We start from the raw sequence: 18,732 nt of genomic DNA, 5'->3' as shown, positions 1-18,732 counted from the left end.
AACACCTGCACTTCGCCCACGCCGCAGGATAATTCAGATCACGCTCAAGACAGCTATGCAGCACAACACGGCGATAACCGGGATCAACACCGTCACCACGAACATATCCTTGTACGCCTGCCTGTGAGTCAGCCCCATGATCATCAGCATGGCTATCACCGCGCCACAATGCGGCAGCGAGTCCAGCCCGCCCGCGGCGATATTGGCAATCCGGTGCAGCACTTCAGGCTCAACCCCCATGTCCAGGTATTTAGGCGCCAGGGTTTGCATGAATATCTGCAAGCCGCCCGAGGCCGAGCCGACGATCCCCGACACCACGCTGACCGAGACAAAAATCGACAGCAGGGGTGGCAAATCCACCGTCAGTATCCACTGAGAGAATTGGCTGAAGCCTGCAGTCTGCGTCACCACCCCGCCAAACCCGATCACCGCGGCGGTGTTCAGCAACGGCATGATCGCATCGTCGGCGCCCTGCCCCAGCACCATGCCCGTATTGCGCCGCAAACCGGGAAACAGCAACACCGCCACACCTGTGGCCACCACCAATGCCAGGCTCGGCCAGAGAATGGGTTGTTGCTGACTAAAGCCCACCAACTGTCCCACCAGCCCCGGTCCTGAGGGGGTCAGTCCGCTTAACAACAGCAGACGCGGCAGCATGATAGTGCCCAGCACCACCAGAATCGGCACCAGGGCCAGCCCCCAATGCGGGCCAGAGCCCGGCGCACCCGCCATTTGCTCCATGCGCAGGTCCTGCGCATTGGCTTCAAAACCCTCGCCGCGTTGCGTGGCCTGGCGCCACTCGCGCTGCACATAGACCATACCCAGGGCAATCATCAGCGCGCTGGCCAGCAAACCGATCCAGGCTCCGGCGAACAGATCGCTCCCCAGGGCACTGGCGGCGATCACATTGTGAATCGACGGGGTGCCGGGCAGCGCAGTCATGGTGAACGTACCGGCGCCCAAAGCGGTGGCGGCGCAGAACAGGCGTTTGGGCAGGTTGGCCTCGCGCATCAAGGAGATGCCCAGTGGATACATGGTGAAAATCACCACAAACACCACCACGCCACCATAGGTCAGCACGGCACACACCAGCATGGTCACCCACAACGTGCGGCGGGTGCCCAGGCCGCGGGTAATCGCCTGGGCAATGCTGCCGGCCGCCTGGCTGGCCGCCATGACCTTGCCAAATATGGCGCCACAGAGGAACAGGACGAAGAACTTGCCGGCGAAGGTGAAAGCCCCCAACGGGCCGAAAGGGAAATACTCGAGCAGCGCCTGAGGAAGCGATAAACCGTTAGTCAGCGCCACCACCGAGGCGCACACCAAAGCGGCAATAAAGATATTGGCGCCGCGTAAAGCCATGAAAATCAACAAGGCCAAGCCGGCCAACAACCCCACATTCCCTAGCATAGTGATTCCTTAGTTATTGTCGTATGGACTGCTCTATTTCAAGCGCGCCAGCCTAGCGGCATTCTCGGGCTCGTTCACCCTGAAAGCAGAAACCCGGGGAGCGGCAACTCTCCGGGCCATTACCTGATCAGATCCCCGTGCGGCCCGGATTCTCAGAAATCTCCTCTTCAGCGATGTCCTCCAGCGTCAACTCCCCTCCCCAACCAGGCGCGACCGCAGCAGGCTCTGGGGCTGGCCTTGGCGCGGAGCTGACTTGAGCGGCTGGCGCAGGAACAGCCGGGCTGTCCTTGTATAGCTTGAGTTTGAGACGAACATTGTTCGCCGAGTCGGCGTTTTTCACCGCTTCCTCTTCATCGATGGCGCCTTCGTGGACCAAGTCGATAAGCGCCTGGTCGAAGGTCTGCATGCCAAGGTTCTTGGACTTCTCCATGATTTCCTTGATCTCGGAAAACTCGTTGCGTTTGATCAAATCACGGATGGTCGGCGTACCCAATAACACCTCCACTGCGGCGCGACGCTTGCCGTCGGTGGTTTTTACCAGGCGCTGGGAGACAAAGGCCTTGAGGTTGTTGCCCAGGTCGTTGAGCAACTGCGGCCGGCGGTCTTCCGGGAAGAAGTTGATGATGCGGTCCAATGCCTGGTTGGCGTTATTGGCGTGCAACGTGGAGATCGCCAGGTGGCCGGTGTCGGCGAAGGCCAGGGCGTGTTCCATGGTCTCGCGGTCGCGGATTTCGCCGATCAAAATCACGTCCGGCGCCTGACGCAGGGTGTTTTTCAATGCAGCGTGAAAACTGCGGGTGTCCACCCCCACCTCACGCTGATTGATGATCGATTTCTTGTGCCGATGCACGTACTCCACCGGGTCTTCAATGGTGATGATATGGCCACCGCTGTTGCGGTTACGGTAGTCGATCAAGGCAGCCAGAGAGGTGGACTTGCCCGAGCCGGTGCCGCCGACGAACAACACCAGACCGCGTTTTTCCATCACCGTCTTGAGTAGCACTTCGGGCAGTTTCAAATCTTCGAACTTGGGGATATCCAGCTTGATGTTGCGCGCGACAATGGAGACCTCATTGCGTTGCTTGAAGATATTGATACGAAAGCGCCCAACGCCCGCCACGGATATCGCCAGATTCATCTCCAGCTCCCGCTCGAACTCTTCGCGCTGCGCGCTATCCATGATCGCCTCGGCGACGGCTGCCACCTCGCCGGCTTTAAGCGGCTCGGCGCTGAGGGCCTTGAGCACGCCATTGAACTTGGCGCAGGGCGGTGCACCGGTAGACAGGTAAAGATCGGAACCGTCCTGGCTGGCCAGGACTTTCAGCATGGGTTGAATATCCATCGAGCATAATCCCGTAAGACAATGGTGTATGACGTTAGGCCAATCTTACTGTCAGCGTGCAGTAGTTGACCGCAGTAGTCCGCGAGTTTTCAACGAGTGCGCTAATACTGGCACAATGCGCGTCCCGCTCCTGTGAGGAACCGCCCATGGCCAAAGCAATGGCACGCCATATTCTGGTGAAAACCGAAGCCGAAGCCGCTGCCTTGAAGAAACGTATCGCCGCTGGCGAAGCCTTCGACGTGCTGGCGCGCAAGTTTTCCACCTGCCCATCCGTTAAGCGCGGCGGCGACCTGGGCGAGGTGCGGCCTGGGCAGATGGTGGGAGTAATCGACCAGGTAATCTTCAAGAAGCCGCTACGCGAGGTACATGGCCCGGTAAAAAGCAAGTTCGGCTATCACTTGGTGCAGGTGTTCTACCGCGACTGAGCCCATCATTACTGCGCTCGGCCAGCCTGCAGCGCCATCTCCCGCTTTAGTCGGGCGGCTTGCCGATAATAGTCATCCGCGTCTTTATCTGTTTCATCTGGCTCCACTCTTTGGCGTCGGGTGCTCAACTCACGCTTTAAAAGCACCGGTACACGTCCGCCCATCTCGGGAACTGCCCTTGCGCCCGCTAAACCGCTACAATCGCGCCCTTTTGCGCGAAAGCGCCTCTGCGTTCCGGGATATCCGTCTTGATTTCTACCGCTAACATCACCATGCAGTTCGGCGCCAAGCCGCTGTTCGAGAACGTTTCCGTCAAGTTTGGCGCCGGCAACCGTTATGGCCTGATCGGCGCTAACGGCTGCGGCAAGTCGACCTTCATGAAGATCCTCGGCGACGACCTGGAGCCCTCCGGCGGGCAGGTGATGCTGGAGCCGAACGTGCGCCTGGGTAAGTTGCGCCAGGATCAGTTCGCCTACGAAGAATTCAACGTGATCGACACCGTGATCATGGGCCATGAAGAACTGTGGAAGGTTAAAGCCGAGCGCGACCGCATCTACTCGCTGCCGGAGATGACCGAGGAAGACGGCATGGCGGTGGCCGAGCTGGAAACCGAGTTCGCGGAAATGGACGGTTACACGGCCGAATCCCGCGCCGGTGAACTGCTGCTCGGCCTGGGTATTGGTATCGAGCAGCATTTCGGCCCGATGAGCGAAGTCTCCCCCGGCTGGAAACTACGCGTATTGCTGGCCCAGGCGTTGTTCTCCGATCCGGAAGTGCTGCTGCTGGATGAGCCGACCAACCACCTGGACATCAACACCATCCGCTGGCTGGAAAACGTGCTGACTCAGCGCAACAGCCTGATGATCATCATTTCCCACGATAGACACTTCCTCAACAGCGTCTGCACCCACATGGCTGACCTGGATTACGGCGAACTGCGCCTGTTCCCGGGCAACTATGACGAGTACATGACGGTCGCCACCCAGTCACGCGAGCAGCTGCTCTCGGACAACGCCAAGAAGAAGGCGCAGATCAGCGAACTGCAATCGTTCGTCAGCCGCTTCTCGGCCAACGCCTCAAAGGCCAAGCAGGCCACCTCGCGCGCCAAGCAGATCGACAAGATCCAGCTGGCCGAAGTCAAGCCATCCAGCCGGGTCAGCCCGTTTATCCGCTTCGAGCAAACCAAGAAGCTGCACCGTCAGGCCGTTATCGTCGAAGGCATGGCCAAAGGCTTCGACGGCAAGCCGCTGTTCAAGGACTTCAGCTTCAACGTGGAAGCCGGCGAGCGCGTGGCGATCATCGGCCCCAACGGCATCGGCAAGACCACCCTGCTGCGCACCCTGGTCAATGAACTGAGCCCGGACGCAGGTACGGTTAAATGGACCGACGCCGCAGAAATCGGCTACTACGCCCAGGACCACGCGTCGGACTTCGAAGACGAAGCCACCCTGTTCGAATGGATGGGCCGCTGGACCCAAGGCGGCGAGCAGCTGGTACGCGGCACCCTGGGGCGCATGCTGTTTTCCAACGACGAAATCCTCAAGTCGGTCAAGGTGATTTCCGGTGGCGAGCAAGGGCGCATGCTGTTCGGCAAGCTGATCCTGCAGAAGCCCAACGTGCTGATCATGGACGAACCGACCAACCACTTGGACATGGAATCCATCGAGGCGCTCAACCTGGCGTTGGAGAACTATCCGGGCACGCTGATCTTTGTCAGCCATGACCGCGAGTTTGTCTCCTCGCTCGCTACCCGCATCATCGAGCTGTCCGCCAGCGGCGTGATCGACTTCAGCGGCTCTTACGACGACTACCTGCGTAGCCAGGGCGTGGTGGTCTGAAACACCGCTAGCAGTGGCCTGACATAGGGCCAACAGAACGAAAAAGCCGACGCATGCGTCGGCTTTTTTCGTTTCAGTTCACCTGCCTCAGTAGTAGGCATTTTCCTTGTTGGTGTGATCGGTCACGTCGCGCACGCCTTTCAGCTCGGGGATGCGCTCCAGCAAGGTTTTCTCGATGCCTTCCTTGAGGGTCAGGTCGACCTGGCCACAGCCCTGGCAGCCGCCGCCGAACTTGAGTACCGCGATACCGTCATCGACCACGTCGATCAGGCTGACCTCACCGCCGTGGCTGGCCAGCCCGGGATTGATCTCGGTCTGCAGGTAGTAGCTGATACGCTCGTTGAGCGGGCTGTCTTCGTTGACCATCGGCACCTTGGCATTCGGCGCCTTGATAGTCAGCTGACCGCCCATGCGGTCGGTGGCGTAGTCGACTACCGCGTCGTCCAGAAACGGCTCGCTGACCGCGTCGATATAAGCGGTAAAACTGGCCAGGGCCAACGGGGTGTCTTCGGGCTTCTGCTCGCCCGGCTTGCAGTAGGCGATGCAGGTCTCGGCGTACTGGGTGCCCGGCTGGGTGATGAAAACGCGAATGCCGATGCCGCTGGTGTTCTGCTTGCTCAGCAGATCAGCCAGATAGTCGTGGGCAGCGTCGGTAATGGTGATTGTGCTCATGGCAACTCCTCGCAAACATTGGCCAAGTGTACGCCAACCTCACCGCTGCGATAAAGCTTGAGTGTTTCACTCAAGTAAAGCGGCGTGTAACAAGTGTCGGCATAGCGAGTCCACTGCGTAGGTACCTGAGGAGTGGCTGCAGATGAAAGTCATGGTGTCGGCTTGGATCGCAGCGCTGTTGCTTGGCAGCCCGCTAGCCCAGGCGCAGAGCAGCATGAGCGTCAGCAGCAGCGTCACGGCCACCCCGGTGCTCGAGCTCTTCACCTCGCAAGGCTGCAGCTCATGCCCGCCTGCCGAACGCTGGATGTCTGGGCTGAAGAACCACCCCGCGCTGTGGACAGGTCTCATTCCCCTCGCCTTCCATGTCGACTACTGGGACAGCCTGGGCTGGCCGGACCCCTTCGCCAACCCTGGCTACAGTGCACGCCAGCGCGCGTACAACCAGATCGGCGCCAGTCGTGCGGTGTACACCCCTGGATTCATCCTGGCCGGGCGCGAGTGGCGCGGTTGGTTTCAACGAGAGCCGCTCAAGCTGCCGAGCACCCCTGCGGTGGGCAAACTGACCCTGCAACTGGACGGCAACAGCCTGAGCCTGTCTTTCGCAGCCAATCAGCCCCTGCCCGCGGGCATGACTGCCTATGTCGCCCGCCTCGGCTTCGGCCTGCGCAGCGACGTGACCCGTGGCGAAAATGCCGGGCGCATCCTCGAACATGACTTCGTCGTACTAAGCCTGCAGCAAATCGGCACCAGCTCGGCCAATCAGTGGCAGACGCACTTGCAGGCCGACTCGCGCGGTGAGCGCCAGGCACTGGTCGCCTGGCTGAGCAGCCCAGGTCAGCCGCAGCCCTATCAGGCGGTAGGCGGATGGTTGCCAACAGTCGCCGCCGAAGACTGAAGCAGACAACTGGCGGTAATTCCAACCGGTAGCAATAGTCGTTTACGCGGCAAACCTAGTCTTCAGCCAGCTGTCAGCGAAACCCGAGCGCCGCCACAGGTCGCGCGAAGCTCTGCAATACTTTCAGGAGAACCGAGGCTTTAGCCCCGCCGACCATCCGATACAAGGAGGCGTCCTGATGTACCAGCAAATCATGATTCCTGTTGATCTGGCCCATGTCGAGCGCCTGGAAAAGGCCCTGAAAATCGGCGCAGACCTGGCCAAGCTGTATGACATACCGGTCTGCTACATCGGTGTATCGAGCAACACGCCCAGCGAGGTTGCGCATAACCCGAGCGAATTCACCGCAAAATTGCAGCAGTTCGGTATGGCCCAGGCTGACAAGTACGGCCTGAAAAAAGCCAGCACCGCCGCCTATTTCAGCCATGACCCGGCTATAGACCTGGACGATACTCTGCTGAAAGCGGCGAAGGAGCACGCTGCGGACCTGGTGGTGATGGCCTCCCATGTACCCGGTCTGGCCGAACACCTGTTCGCCTCCAATGCCGGGGCTTTCGCCGCCAACTCCGCAGCCTCTGTGCTGGTCGTGCGCTAAACGGACGGGCCTGCTAGACGCCACCACACGACCCAGCCAATGCTGCTGCAAGCAACGTCGACCTCTAGAGGTTCTCGTAGCGGTTCATATCCAGCACACCGGCCTCGCTGGGTTCGGTCTCGCGGATGTAGGCGGACAGGTCGTGGAAGTAGCGCCAAAACTCGGGATGGCTGCGACGGATCCCCCAACGCTCGACGATTTTCTCGAAAGCCTTGGCGTCGCGCGCCCGGCCCAGCCTGTCGACAAACTCGGGCACCTCGGCTGCGGCAAGGCTGAAGATGAAGTTAGGGTAACTGCTCAATACCCCCGGGTAGACCGTCAGGGTGTCCAACTCCGGCTGATAGCGCAGCGCCTCACCGAGCATAAAGGCCACGTTGCTGTGCGCGCGATTACGCAGCAGGCTGTAGACCTCACGCCGGCCATCGGCCAGTTCGACGCGTAGCAGCGTGGCCTCAGGCAACTGCTCGATCACCTTGAGCGCGCCCGCCGGCTTATTGGCCAGGCGACTCAATGCCTGTTCGGCTATTTGCAGCTCGGGGGCCAGGCCATCGCGCTGACACTGAGCGCCGCGGCAACGGTTGATCGGATCGGGCCGTGCATTGAGCGCGGCATAGCGCGCCAGCAACGCCTCGACAAAACTGCGCTTCGGGTCTGGCCCGGCCAGCTTCAGCGCGCTCGGACTGTCGCGGTCGATGCCCTGGTAATCCAGCCACATCTTCAGCTTGCCGCTGTTCTGGTACCAGTCATCGAGTATGGCCTGGCGCGAGTCGGCCGGCATCAGGCGCAGAAAGTTCTGCTCGGCGCCGTTGCGGATCAGGTCGAAATACAGGCGAGTTTGCGCCTGATGGGACACATTGCCGTACACATCGAAATTCACCACCAGTTGGTAGTAGGTACGCTCCAGCAGCGGGTAGTCCATCCACCAGAGGGTCTGCGGGATCTCACCGATCAAGCCTTTGCGTACCGAGGCGCTGTCGTGTTGGCGGAAGATCGACAGCAGCGCATTGTCGTTGCCGGCCCAGATATGCGACCAACTCGGCGCTGGCGCCTCGGCATAGCTGTGCATGCGCAGCGCCTCGTAGTCGTTGCGCTTGTCGCGGTAGCTGAGCCAGAGGCCAAGCAGGTCACCAATATCATCGAACTGCCCCGGCATGGCCAGCAGTGGCGTGGCCTCGGCACGGTACTCGGCATCCTTTAGATAGAGATCATGTTGCGGGTCCTGGAACAGCACCCAGAAGTTGTCGCGAATCACGTCGGTAGCGATCTGCCCACGGCACACTGGCCCACGAATAAAGGTGCGCACGAAGTATTCGGCGTCATCCAACATGAACTGGTAGCGCGCCTGCGGCGGAATCGTGGCAAAGGTCTCGAAGGGGTTGGCACGGCGATGAGCGCCATAGCCCGGCACCGCATCAACTTGCCAATTATCCGCGAAGAACAACTCGTAGACCCGTGCCAGCTTGCGCTCGCTGAGCGGATAGGTGATGTGGGTCTTGTGCACGATGACGCCCTGAACAGGCGCCAGGCGGTAATAGAACTCGGTGCCGGGGTCGTCGTTGGGCCTGCGCGTGGCAATTGGGTCGACCGCCTGGCCACTCGGCGTGCGCGAGCGCTGTAACTGGAAGAAGTGCCCAGGCTCGCCGCCCTTGAAGTAGAAGTGCGCAAGAAACAGGTGCTCGAACAACCAGCGTGAAACCAGCGCCTGACGAGCCCCCGGGGCATTTAACATGTGTTCCCAGGCGGCGACTTGTTGGGCCTCGACCGCACTCGCCTGCAACGCGGGCTGATCCACCGGCGCGCCCTCGGCCAGCCAGCGCTGCAGGGTCTGGTAGGCCTGCTCACTCAGACCGGTGACGGCGAAGGGCATGCCGGCTTGCGGGGTCTTCTTCGCATAAGCGTCGAACTCTTCCGGCAGCGGACATTGGTTACTGCGGCGGATACCGACAGCCAGGTCGTCCGGCAGCTTGGCATTGGCGGCCAGCGGTGTGTCATGGCCCAGTTCGAGCATGCGTGCCATCAACGCCGCCTGGCCGCCCGGCCGATCCAGCACCGAGAAAAAGTCCTTGCGGCGCCAGGCAGCTGCGCCATGGGCATCGAGAAACAGGCGCGTGGTCGCCTGCGCCTCGGTGCGGATGCCGTCGTACACAGGCAGTTTGTTGGCGCCACGCTCGACGCCTTCGCCACTGCCCAGGTTGAGCTGGCAAGGCGAGTCATAGCAGGCATGACAGGCCACGCAATGCTGGGTAAAGATCGGCTGTATCTCGCGACTGTAGGACACCGGCTCGGCCGCCAGCAGCGGGCCGATCAACAACAAGCAAGCGCCAAGCAATGCGCGATGCGGCATGAGCCTTTGTCCTGATAAGTAAGCCTGAAGTCTAACTGGCGAGCATGGACGAAAGCGAACCGCAGCAACATGAGACAAATTCATGTAAACACCCTACCTGCTACAAATCCACGCAGCTTTGTTATCATGGCCCACTCTCTGTTTCAGCTTTGCTCAGGTAGTTCCGTCCATGTCGCTTTCCGATCGCAGTGCCCGCCTCCATGCTCTCCAGCAAGCCCTTCAGGAACGTATTCTGATCCTCGATGGTGGCATGGGCACCATGATCCAGAGCTACCGGCTGGAGGAAGAGGATTACCGCGGCGCGCGCTTCGCCGACTGGCCGAGTGATGTCAAAGGCAACAACGACCTGCTGATTCTCAGCCGCCCGGATGTGATCGGCGCCATCGAGAAGGCCTACCTGGATGCCGGCGCCGACATCCTCGAGACCAACACCTTCAACGCCACCCGCGTATCCCAGGCCGACTACGGCATGGAAGAGCTGGCCTATGAGCTGAACGTCGAAGGCGCACGCCAGGCGCGCCAGGTGGCCGACGCCAAGACCGCCGAGACTCCCGATCGTCCGCGCTTCGTCGCCGGCGTACTGGGCCCGACCAGCCGCACCTGCTCGATCTCCCCGGACGTCAACAACCCCGGCTACCGCAACGTCACCTTCGACGTGCTGGTGGAGAACTACACCGAGGCGACCCGTGGCCTGATCGAGGGCGGCGCGGACCTGATCCTGATCGAGACCATCTTCGATACGCTCAACGCCAAGGCGGCGATCTTCGCCGTGCAGGAAGTCTTCGAGCAGCTCGGCGTCGAATTGCCGATCATGATCTCCGGCACCATCACCGACGCCTCCGGCCGTACCCTGTCCGGGCAGACCACCGAGGCGTTCTGGAACTCGGTGCGCCACGCCAAGCCGATTTCCGTGGGTCTCAACTGCGCCCTCGGCGCCAAGGACCTGCGCCCGTACCTGGAAGAACTGTCGGGCAAGGCCGAGACCCACGTTTCTGCCCACCCCAACGCCGGCCTGCCGAACGCCTTCGGCGAGTACGACGAAACTCCGGCGGAGATGGCCGAGGTGGTCGAAGAGTTCGCCGCCTCGGGCTTCCTCAACATAGTCGGAGGTTGCTGCGGCACCACCCCAGCGCATATCCAGGCGATCGCCGAGGCCGTGGCCAAGTACCCGCCGCGCGCCATTCCGGACATCCCCAAGGCCTGCCGCCTGTCCGGCCTGGAGCCCTTCACCATCGACCGCAACTCGTTGTTCATCAACGTCGGCGAGCGCACCAACATCACCGGTTCGGCCAAGTTCGCCCGGCTGATCCGCGAGGACAACTACACCGAAGCCCTGGAAGTCGCCCTGCAACAGGTCGAAGCCGGTGCCCAGGTGATCGACATCAACATGGACGAGGGCATGCTGGATTCGCAGAAGGCCATGGTCACCTTCTTGAATCTGATCGCCGGCGAGCCGGACATTTCCCGCGTGCCGATCATGATCGACTCCTCCAAGTGGGAGGTGATCGAAGCCGGCCTCAAGTGCATCCAGGGCAAGGGCATCGTCAACTCGATCTCGATGAAGGAAGGGGTCGAGCAGTTCAAGCACCATGCCAAGCTGTGCAAGCGCTACGGCGCCGCCGTGGTGGTGATGGCCTTCGACGAAGCCGGCCAGGCCGACACCGCAGCGCGCAAGCGCGAGATCTGCCAGCGCAGCTACGACATCCTGGTCGACGAAGTCGGTTTCCCGCCGGAAGACATCATCTTCGACCCGAACATCTTCGCCATCGCCACCGGCATCGAGGAACACAACAACTACGCCGTGGACTTCATCGAAGCCTGCGCCTATATCCGCGATAACCTGCCCCACGCCCTGACCTCGGGCGGCGTATCCAACGTGTCGTTCTCCTTCCGCGGCAACAACCCGGTGCGTGAGGCGATCCACTCGGTGTTCCTCTACTACGCGATCCAGAACGGCCTGACCATGGGCATCGTCAACGCCGGCCAACTGGAAATCTACGACGAGATTCCGAAAAAGCTGCGCGACGCGGTCGAGGATGTGGTGCTCAACCGCACCGCCAACGGCACAGACGCACTACTGGCCATCGCCGACGAATTCAAGGGCGACGGCAGCGTCAAGGAAGCCGAAACCGAGGAGTGGCGCGGCTGGGATGTGGTCGAGCGACTCAAGCACGCTCTGGTCAAAGGCATCACCACCAACATCGTCGAAGACACCGAGGAATGCCGTCAGCAGTGTGCGCGGCCCATTGAGGTCATCGAAGGCCCGCTGATGGCTGGAATGAACGTGGTCGGCGACCTGTTCGGCTCGGGCAAGATGTTCCTGCCCCAGGTGGTCAAGTCCGCCCGGGTGATGAAGCAGGCCGTTGCCCACCTGATCCCCTTTATCGAAGCCGAGAAAGGCGACAAGCCGGAGGCCAAGGGCAAAATCCTCATGGCCACGGTCAAGGGCGATGTGCATGACATCGGCAAGAATATCGTCGGCGTGGTGCTGGGCTGTAACGGCTACGACATCGTCGACCTCGGCGTGATGGTGCCGGCCGAGAAGATCCTGCAGACCGCTATCGCCGAGAAGTGCGACATCATCGGCCTGTCCGGCCTGATCACCCCGTCGCTGGATGAAATGGTGCATGTTGCCCGCGAGATGCAGCGCCAGGGTTTCAACCTGCCGTTGATGATCGGCGGCGCCACCACCTCGAAAGCCCACACCGCGGTGAAGATCGAGCCGAAATACCAGAACGATGCGGTGGTCTACGTCACCGACGCCTCGCGCGCGGTCGGCGTGGCCACCCAGCTGCTGTCCAAGGAACTGAAAGCCGGCTTCGTCGAGAAGACCCGCCTGGACTACATCGAAGTGCGTGAGCGCACCGCCAACCGCAGCGCCCGCACCGAGCGTTTGAGCTACGCCGCCTCCGTCGCCAAGAAGCCGAAATTCGACTGGGCCAGTTACCAGCCGCCGGTGCCGACCTTTACCGGGACCAAGGTGCTGGAGGATATCGACCTCAAGGTGTTGGCCGAATTCATCGACTGGACGCCCTTCTTTATCTCCTGGGACCTGGCTGGCAAATACCCGCGCATCCTCACCGACGAAGTGGTCGGCGAAGCGGCGACCTCGCTGTTCAACGATGCCCAGGAAATGCTCGCCAAGCTGATCGATGAAAAACTCATCAGCGCCCGCGCCGTGCTCGGCTTCTGGCCGGCCAACCAGGTGCAGGACGACGACCTGCAGCTGTACGACGCCGACGGCCAGCCGCTGGCCAAGCTGCACCACCTGCGCCAGCAGACCATCAAGCCCGACGGCAAGCCGAACTTCTCCCTGGCCGACTTCGTCGCACCCAAAAGCAGCGGCCTGACCGACTACGTCGGCGGCTTCATCACCACCGCAGGCATCGGCGCCGAGGAAGTGGCCAAGGCCTACCAGAACGCCGGCGACGACTACAACTCGATCATGGTCAAGGCCCTGGCCGACCGCCTCGCCGAGGCCTGCGCCGAATGGCTGCACCAACAGGTGCGTACGAACTACTGGGGTTATGACAAGGACGAAGCCCTGAGCAACGAAGAGCTGATCAAGGAGCAGTACAAAGGCATCCGCCCTGCCCCTGGCTACCCGGCCTGCCCGGATCACACCGAGAAAGGCACCCTGTTCGACCTGCTCGACCCGGCCGCCGAGGAAGGCAAGCCAGGTCGCAGCGGCGTGTTCCTCACCGACCACTACGCCATGTTCCCCGCCGCCTCGGTCAGCGGCTGGTACTTCGCCCACCCACAGGCGCAGTACTTCGCAGTCGGCAAAATCGACAAGGACCAGGTCGACAGCTACACCAAGCGTAAGGGCCAAGACCTGGCGGTCAGCGAACGCTGGCTGGCGCCGAATCTGGGCTACGACAACTGAGTTAAGTCCTGCCAAACGACAAGGCCCGCGCATGCGGGCCTTGTCGTTTCACTATGGGTTGAACGGGCCGCGGCGCAAAGGCATAGTCGTTGACCGCTACTCATCGCCGGCAGCAGGAAAAGGACTTACCGCGCGTGCGGTACAACGCCCTGATGACGTTCCACGCCATTGGTTCTGGCGGCTCATGAATAATGTGAGAGCTCGACCGTATATTAAAAAGATCGTATGCGCCCGTTACTTTAAGCAGAAGAGTTCCCTTGAGTGACAGGAACGGCGGGCAATTGTCATACAACAAGCGGTATATGGACGCTTCGCCCAAGCGCTAAGAAACGCCCTTCCAGCCCTGCTGCCATATGTAAATTAAATATCTTATATAACTAAATTTCGCCAACCGACGCTTCTCGGCAGAGGCTAACGGCAAACGACATAATCAAAGGAGTCATGTTTATGAAAATCCATCGTATCAACCCAACCAAACGCTGGTCTGATATCACCGTATTCAACGGTATCGCGCACTTTGTAGAAATTGCCGACTCCGACACTAAAGCCGATATCAGGGGGCAAGTTGAACAGATTTTTGCTCAAGCCGAGCGGTCCCTGGCAAAAATCAACAGCGACAAGACGCGAATTTTATCGGCGACCATTTACCTCACCGACTTTGCCAACCTGGCGGCGCTGAACGAGCTCTGGGACGCTTGGTTTGAGGAAGGCACAGCGCCCAGTCGTGCATGTGTCAAAGCAGAACTGGCCAATCCCGATTACTTAGTCGAGATGACCTTTGTCGCTGCGGCTGGCGATGGCTTCACAGAGTAATTCATCCTACGAAAACTCTCTGCCCGGAACTAAAGGTGTAGAGGTTATTTAAATCAATCCATTAGCAACCACTAGAAAGAGGACACCCGTATGTTTGCCGTGTACTTATCCGGTGAAATCCATACCGATTGGCGCCAACAGATCATGCGCGGCGCACAGGCGCTGGACTTGCCGATCACTCTCACCTCGGCCGTCACCGACCATGAGACCAGCGATGCAGCCGGCGATGTGCTGGGCAAGGAAAGCCAGCCGTTCTGGCGCGATCACAAGTCCTCGAAGGTAAATGCAATCCGCACCAAGACGCTACTGGAGAAGTGCGATGTGGCCGTCATCCGTTTCGGCGACCAATACAAGCAGTGGAATGCGGCCTTCGATGCCGGCTACTGCGCGGCGTTAGGCAAACCGTATATCACCCTGCATGCCGAGGACATCATCCACCCGCTCAAAGAGGTCGATGGCTCGGCGATGGCTTGGGCGCAAACACCTGAACAGGTGGTCGAGGTACTGAAATACGTTACCAGCCAGCACTGAGCGGATTCCGCGCCCAGGTGAGCCGCACGAGTTGAGCTGCTGAATCGAGCGAGTAGTCCGTAGGATGGTTCGAGCGCAGCAATACCCGTCAGTGGCACTCAGCCATAAATCTGTTGGGTATCGCGGTGCTCACCACCAACCTACGAGAATCATCAACCTGGAGCTAAGGGAACCCGAGCGGCTCAGAACAGAAGACCCGGGGCCCTTTGACGACTGGCCTGCAGCCGGAACAAAGTAACGAACCAGTGGCGCCCGGCGTTTACTTGTCCTCAGGCACGACAACGGTTTCATCAACCACTGGCACCTCGGCGGCAGCAGTTTTCTTCTCTGCTTTTTCTGCCTTCTTTTTCTTTTTCTCCAGATCTCTTTGGCGTTTTTCAAACTGGTAATTCGGTTTCATAACCTGGGTCGCCCATTCAGAAGTTGTTACGCAGATGATAACCAACCCGCCCGTTTCACCATACGAACATTTTCGGAACTTTCGCATTTGCGCAACGCAATGCAGAGATATAGGGGGGGGCGCCCGCTTCACCTTCTGGCGTCAACCATTGAATGGGCTTACCAAGTACGCCCTGCAGCGGAAGGAACCTGGAACCTCTGGCTTCATGCGGTTCGGCCCTGACCTACTGCTCGACCGCCGATCAATTGCGCTACCGTGACGGCTGCGTCTTGGGGCAAGCCAGATTCAACCCGACGCCGTATCGAGGAACATCATCACCGCAAAACCGCCCATCAAGCCCAGGGTCGCGGGGGTTTGATGGCCGTTTCGGTGGGTTTCCGGAATGATTTCGTGCAAGACCACAAACAGCATCGCCCCGGCCGCAAGCCCCAGACTGACCAGGGATCGAGCTCTACACCATGCTCCCAGTCGCCGTCAGAGGCTGGTACTTCGGTCACCTGCAGGCACGCTACTGCGCCGCGCAAGGGCCGTCAGAGTAGCTGAAAGTGCGGATTGGCATCACTCAGGGGACTATGCTCGGGCTCTCCACTTCCTGCAGCCGGGTATGGTGCGGAGCATTACTGAATACCTAAGATTCGTCGCATAGATTGTTCAAGAACGCCAGCACCTCATCGATGTGCGCCGTTTCGTCTGTGGATTCACCCTGATTCCACGTGGCCAATGGCTCACCACTAGTCATGAACCTATTCACTCTGTCCACAGGCAAACCATAGTCGAGCACCTCATCCGTCTGCACCACCAGCACCAGCGCAGCCACCGCCTTATTCGCCAGGAGAGCTGTACAGCGGGCAGAAAGCCCATCCTGCGCCATGGGCACCACACTTCCGCAAGCGTCGATAGTGACGCAGTGACTCGTCAGGTAGCAGGCGACGCCCTGCTCCCGCCAGGTCTGCTGACGCTCTCTCGCCATCTGCAGCGCCTGGCTGGCGCCGACGCAGACTTCGATACTGATGCGCCCCTGGGCTGGCAGCAAGCGCGTCAACACGTGCGGTAGGCTCCGCCTTGAACTGTCACTTTGACCCAGTACGGGCGCCGAATTGACCTCGTTGATAATGGCCCCGTTTTCGTGCCAGGCGCGAGTGATGTCGGGCGAGATAATGTCGACACCCGCGACGTCGAGGCCGAAGACTGCTGCCGCCTGACAGGCAATAGCCGCATTGTCAGGGTGCAGGCTCGCCGAGTAGTCCTCATCCAGCCCACCCCACTGCGTGGACTCGATCCGCCGCAACGCAGCCCAGATACCCGTTGGTGGCACGCTATCCAGACTCCAGCCCGCCTGCTGCAAGCAGGCAAGGGCCAAATCATCGCTTGGATAAAGGGGCGCCCGCGCCCAACTTGGCAAGGCCAGCTGTACGGCGTTGGCGGCTGCAATCAGTTCACTGATCGTACGCTGCCCATCCCCTTGCACGGCGATTGGCAGTCGCTTCACCGCGTATAGAACCTCCCCACGCACCACCAGCAGACGATGGCACACCCCGCTAACCTGGCGCTCGACCAGCACCTGTGAGGACAGCCCACTCGCCTGGCGAAAGGCACTACGAAGTGCCGCTTCGCTGGTGATATCCACCGTCACCCCTTCGCCCCGGTCACGATCCGCCGGTTTTACTACCAGTGGCCAGCCGAACGTTGACTGCGCTGCAACGGCCTCCATTTCATTGCCGACCAACCGGTGCAACGGCGCAGGCAGGCCGGCGCGGCGCATCCACTCGGAGGCCACCCATTTGTTCTGCGCCACAGCGACACCTAATGCTGAATCGGAGTCGACCTTGCTGTGCAGAATCTGCACGCGACGCGCACCCCAGCCCAACTGAAACACGCCGGCCCCAAGGTGACGCCAGGGTATGCCGCGCTCATGGGCGCAGGCCAATAGCGGCAAGGCCGACATCCCTACCTGCATCACAGAACGCAGCGGTTGCAGCACCTTGAGCTCCAGTTGCTGGTAGAGCGGCTCGGCCGTGGCGAAGCTTTCGGGGTCAGCCGCCACTCCCAGGACCAGCAGTACGGCTGCGTCGTAGACCAGACGAGTCGATTGCGCAGGCACATAGTCGATATGGGCGACACTCACTTCACACTGCCAACTGCCCGGCCGCGTCTCATCTGCTTGCAGGGCGAGAATCCGCCCGGGCTCGAAGACCGGGATGCGCGCCGCACGCTGCAACTCCGCCGCCACTTGCAGTATCCGCCAGAGCAAGGCGTCAACCGCGCTGAGCGAACTCTGCCCTACAGCGAAAGGCATAGCCTGCGGCTGCGATTGCAGCGCAAGCCCCAGCTTGTCACGCAACCAGACATCCAACCCTACCCAGTCGATCAGCGCCGGGCAGTGGCTGAGCTGCAACTTCAGAGTTTGTTCAGGCTGGCGCAAGCGGCCACGGAAGCCGGCTGCAGATAAAGTGGTCAGTGTCATGCGCGGCATCTGTTCCGGTTAACAACGATGAGAAAGTGGCTACCCAGCCAGACAGGGGTTGAGCTCGAAAGCCGATTAGTCGCCCCACATGCGTATCAGGTCCTGGATGCACTGGCCTGACTGGGTCGCCAATTCCGTATATTTTTCATCCTGACTCAGGACTCTAGGCACAAGGCTGAGCTTGGCAATGATCTCGCGCTGGTGAGCATCGCGTATGCGGCTCTGCACCCAACCGACTACGGCGTTACGCCCCCCGCTGGTCACGGGCGTTACCCGGTGCAGTTCGCCGGCGGAATAAAGCACCATGCTTCCCGCCGGTAGCTTGAAGGTAAAAGTCTGCGCGGTTGTCGCGATGACCAACTCGCCCCCCTGGTAAGAGTCCGGTTCATCGAGAAACAGGGTGAAGGCCACATCGGTGCGCACGTCATGAATGTAGGCGCCATCGGAATGCAGGCCGTATTCCATGCCCGTCTCATAGCGATTGATGATTGGCCTCCCTATGTGGCGAGGAATGGCGAAGGCCTGCACAACAGGGTGCGAGTAAATCGCCATGCCGATCCTGTCCAGCAGCTGCCCATGGACCTCCGAAGATAACTGCAAGTTACTCTTGGCCGTCCTGGCCATACCCTGCGCCGTATTCTTGCCGCACTCGAAGGGGCCAGCCTGAATGGCCGCGGCAATTGCGCAAAGAAGATCGGCAGGTAGGGCGTTCTCGATGATGACGTAATTCAAAGCAGTGACCTGTAGGTGAACTTGAGCTCCGCCGGAATTCTACCTGCCCATGCACTAATCCAGACTGTCTAAATGCCCCCTCGATCAGGGCCACCCGCACGAATCATCAGGCCTACCACCCCGGCCGACCTCCCCGCCATTCTTCGAGTCGATAAAGTTGGCATGTACAGGGATGTGTAGGCGCTCGCTCAGCAGGCGCACGCAGTCCGTATAGCGGCTGATATAGACCACGCCCTCCTTTTTACGGAATACCGGCGAATTTAACTGCAGCTCGCAGTCATGTTGATTGAGTCCTGCGGCGTGGATATTTGCAGCCTGCGTTGAATCAACTAATGGTGGAGTAGATGGCATATCGATACTATTGCGTACTTTTGTGAAATTTATC

The 18,732-nt window shown here is 60.3% G+C and carries 14 protein-coding genes and 1 pseudogene; 7 read left to right on the top strand and 8 right to left on the bottom strand.

Annotated features, from left to right (window positions below; translation table 11 throughout):
- Positions 1-33 precede the first annotated feature (33 nt).
- Positions 34-1,410 (bottom strand): GntP family permease, encoded by a 1,377-nt coding sequence (locus FBY03_RS11370; protein ID WP_147172444.1) that lies wholly within the window; start codon positions 1,408-1,410, stop codon positions 34-36.
- Between the two features lie 127 nt (positions 1,411-1,537).
- Positions 1,538-2,752 (bottom strand): PilT/PilU family type 4a pilus ATPase, encoded by a 1,215-nt coding sequence (locus tag FBY03_RS11365; protein ID WP_178090642.1) that lies wholly within the window; start codon positions 2,750-2,752, stop codon positions 1,538-1,540.
- A 146-nt stretch (positions 2,753-2,898) separates the two neighbouring features.
- Between FBY03_RS11365 and FBY03_RS11360 the strand changes: the two genes are divergently transcribed.
- Both FBY03_RS11360 and FBY03_RS11355 read left to right on the top strand, forming a co-directional pair.
- Positions 2,899-3,177, top strand: a complete 279-nt coding sequence (locus FBY03_RS11360; RefSeq protein WP_147172443.1) for a peptidylprolyl isomerase — start codon at positions 2,899-2,901, stop codon at positions 3,175-3,177.
- A gap of 248 nt (positions 3,178-3,425) precedes the next feature.
- Positions 3,426-5,015 (top strand): ABC-F family ATPase, encoded by a 1,590-nt coding sequence (locus FBY03_RS11355; RefSeq protein ID WP_147172442.1) that lies wholly within the window; start codon positions 3,426-3,428, stop codon positions 5,013-5,015.
- Between the two features lie 87 nt (positions 5,016-5,102).
- On the opposite strand, the gene nfuA is transcribed toward FBY03_RS11355, so the two are convergent.
- On the bottom strand, positions 5,103-5,687 hold the full coding sequence (gene nfuA, locus FBY03_RS11350) for a Fe-S biogenesis protein NfuA (RefSeq protein ID WP_147172441.1): 585 nt from the start codon (positions 5,685-5,687) through the stop codon (positions 5,103-5,105).
- A 142-nt stretch (positions 5,688-5,829) separates the two neighbouring features.
- Between nfuA and FBY03_RS11345 the strand changes: the two genes are divergently transcribed.
- Together FBY03_RS11345 and FBY03_RS11340 are read left to right on the top strand one after the other, a co-directional pair.
- The gene (locus FBY03_RS11345) at positions 5,830-6,582 is read left to right on the top strand and encodes a DUF1223 domain-containing protein (protein ID WP_147172440.1); all 753 of its coding nucleotides are present in this window, start codon (positions 5,830-5,832) and stop codon (positions 6,580-6,582) included.
- Positions 6,583-6,760: 178 nt separating this feature from the next.
- Complete coding sequence (locus FBY03_RS11340) at positions 6,761-7,177, top strand: universal stress protein (protein WP_147172439.1); 417 nt, start codon at positions 6,761-6,763, stop codon at positions 7,175-7,177.
- Positions 7,178-7,241: 64 nt separating this feature from the next.
- Here the strand turns inward: FBY03_RS11340 and FBY03_RS11335 are convergent, their stop codons facing one another.
- Complete coding sequence (locus FBY03_RS11335; protein ID WP_147172438.1) at positions 7,242-9,521, bottom strand: fatty acid cis/trans isomerase; 2,280 nt, start codon at positions 9,519-9,521, stop codon at positions 7,242-7,244.
- A gap of 169 nt (positions 9,522-9,690) precedes the next feature.
- On the opposite strand from FBY03_RS11335, the gene metH reads away from it, so the two are divergent.
- From metH to FBY03_RS11320, 3 genes are all read left to right on the top strand, one after another.
- On the top strand, positions 9,691-13,407 hold the full coding sequence (metH, locus tag FBY03_RS11330; RefSeq protein WP_147172437.1) for a methionine synthase: 3,717 nt from the start codon (positions 9,691-9,693) through the stop codon (positions 13,405-13,407).
- A gap of 447 nt (positions 13,408-13,854) precedes the next feature.
- Positions 13,855-14,220, top strand: a complete 366-nt coding sequence (locus tag FBY03_RS11325) for a RidA family protein (RefSeq protein ID WP_147172436.1) — start codon at positions 13,855-13,857, stop codon at positions 14,218-14,220.
- Positions 14,221-14,310: 90 nt separating this feature from the next.
- Positions 14,311-14,751: a YtoQ family protein gene (locus tag FBY03_RS11320; RefSeq protein ID WP_147172435.1), complete on the top strand. Its 441-nt coding sequence runs from the start codon at positions 14,311-14,313 to the stop codon at positions 14,749-14,751.
- A 259-nt stretch (positions 14,752-15,010) separates the two neighbouring features.
- On the opposite strand, the gene FBY03_RS23050 is transcribed toward FBY03_RS11320, so the two are convergent.
- The 4 genes and pseudogenes from FBY03_RS23050 to FBY03_RS11305 all read right to left on the bottom strand — a co-directional run bounded on the left by FBY03_RS23050 (position 15,011) and on the right by FBY03_RS11305 (position 18,347).
- Entirely contained in the window at positions 15,011-15,151 is a 141-nt protein-coding gene (locus tag FBY03_RS23050) for a hypothetical protein (protein ID WP_178090640.1), read from the bottom strand.
- Positions 15,152-15,436: 285 nt separating this feature from the next.
- Positions 15,437-15,589 (bottom strand): annotated as a pseudogene (locus FBY03_RS11315) (ZIP family metal transporter); the annotation flags it as partial.
- 190 nt (positions 15,590-15,779) lie between these two features.
- The gene (locus tag FBY03_RS11310) at positions 15,780-17,615 is read right to left on the bottom strand and encodes a hypothetical protein (protein WP_147172434.1); all 1,836 of its coding nucleotides are present in this window, start codon (positions 17,613-17,615) and stop codon (positions 15,780-15,782) included.
- Positions 17,616-17,690: 75 nt separating this feature from the next.
- Complete coding sequence (locus FBY03_RS11305) at positions 17,691-18,347, bottom strand: Fe2+-dependent dioxygenase (RefSeq protein WP_147172433.1); 657 nt, start codon at positions 18,345-18,347, stop codon at positions 17,691-17,693.
- Positions 18,348-18,732 lie beyond the last annotated feature (385 nt).

The organism is Pseudomonas sp. SJZ079 (assembly GCF_007993865.1).
Taxonomy (GTDB): Bacteria; Pseudomonadota; Gammaproteobacteria; order Pseudomonadales; family Pseudomonadaceae; genus Aquipseudomonas.
Note: the sequence above shows the minus strand (reverse complement) of the source record. Positions and strands in the feature narration are given on the sequence as shown.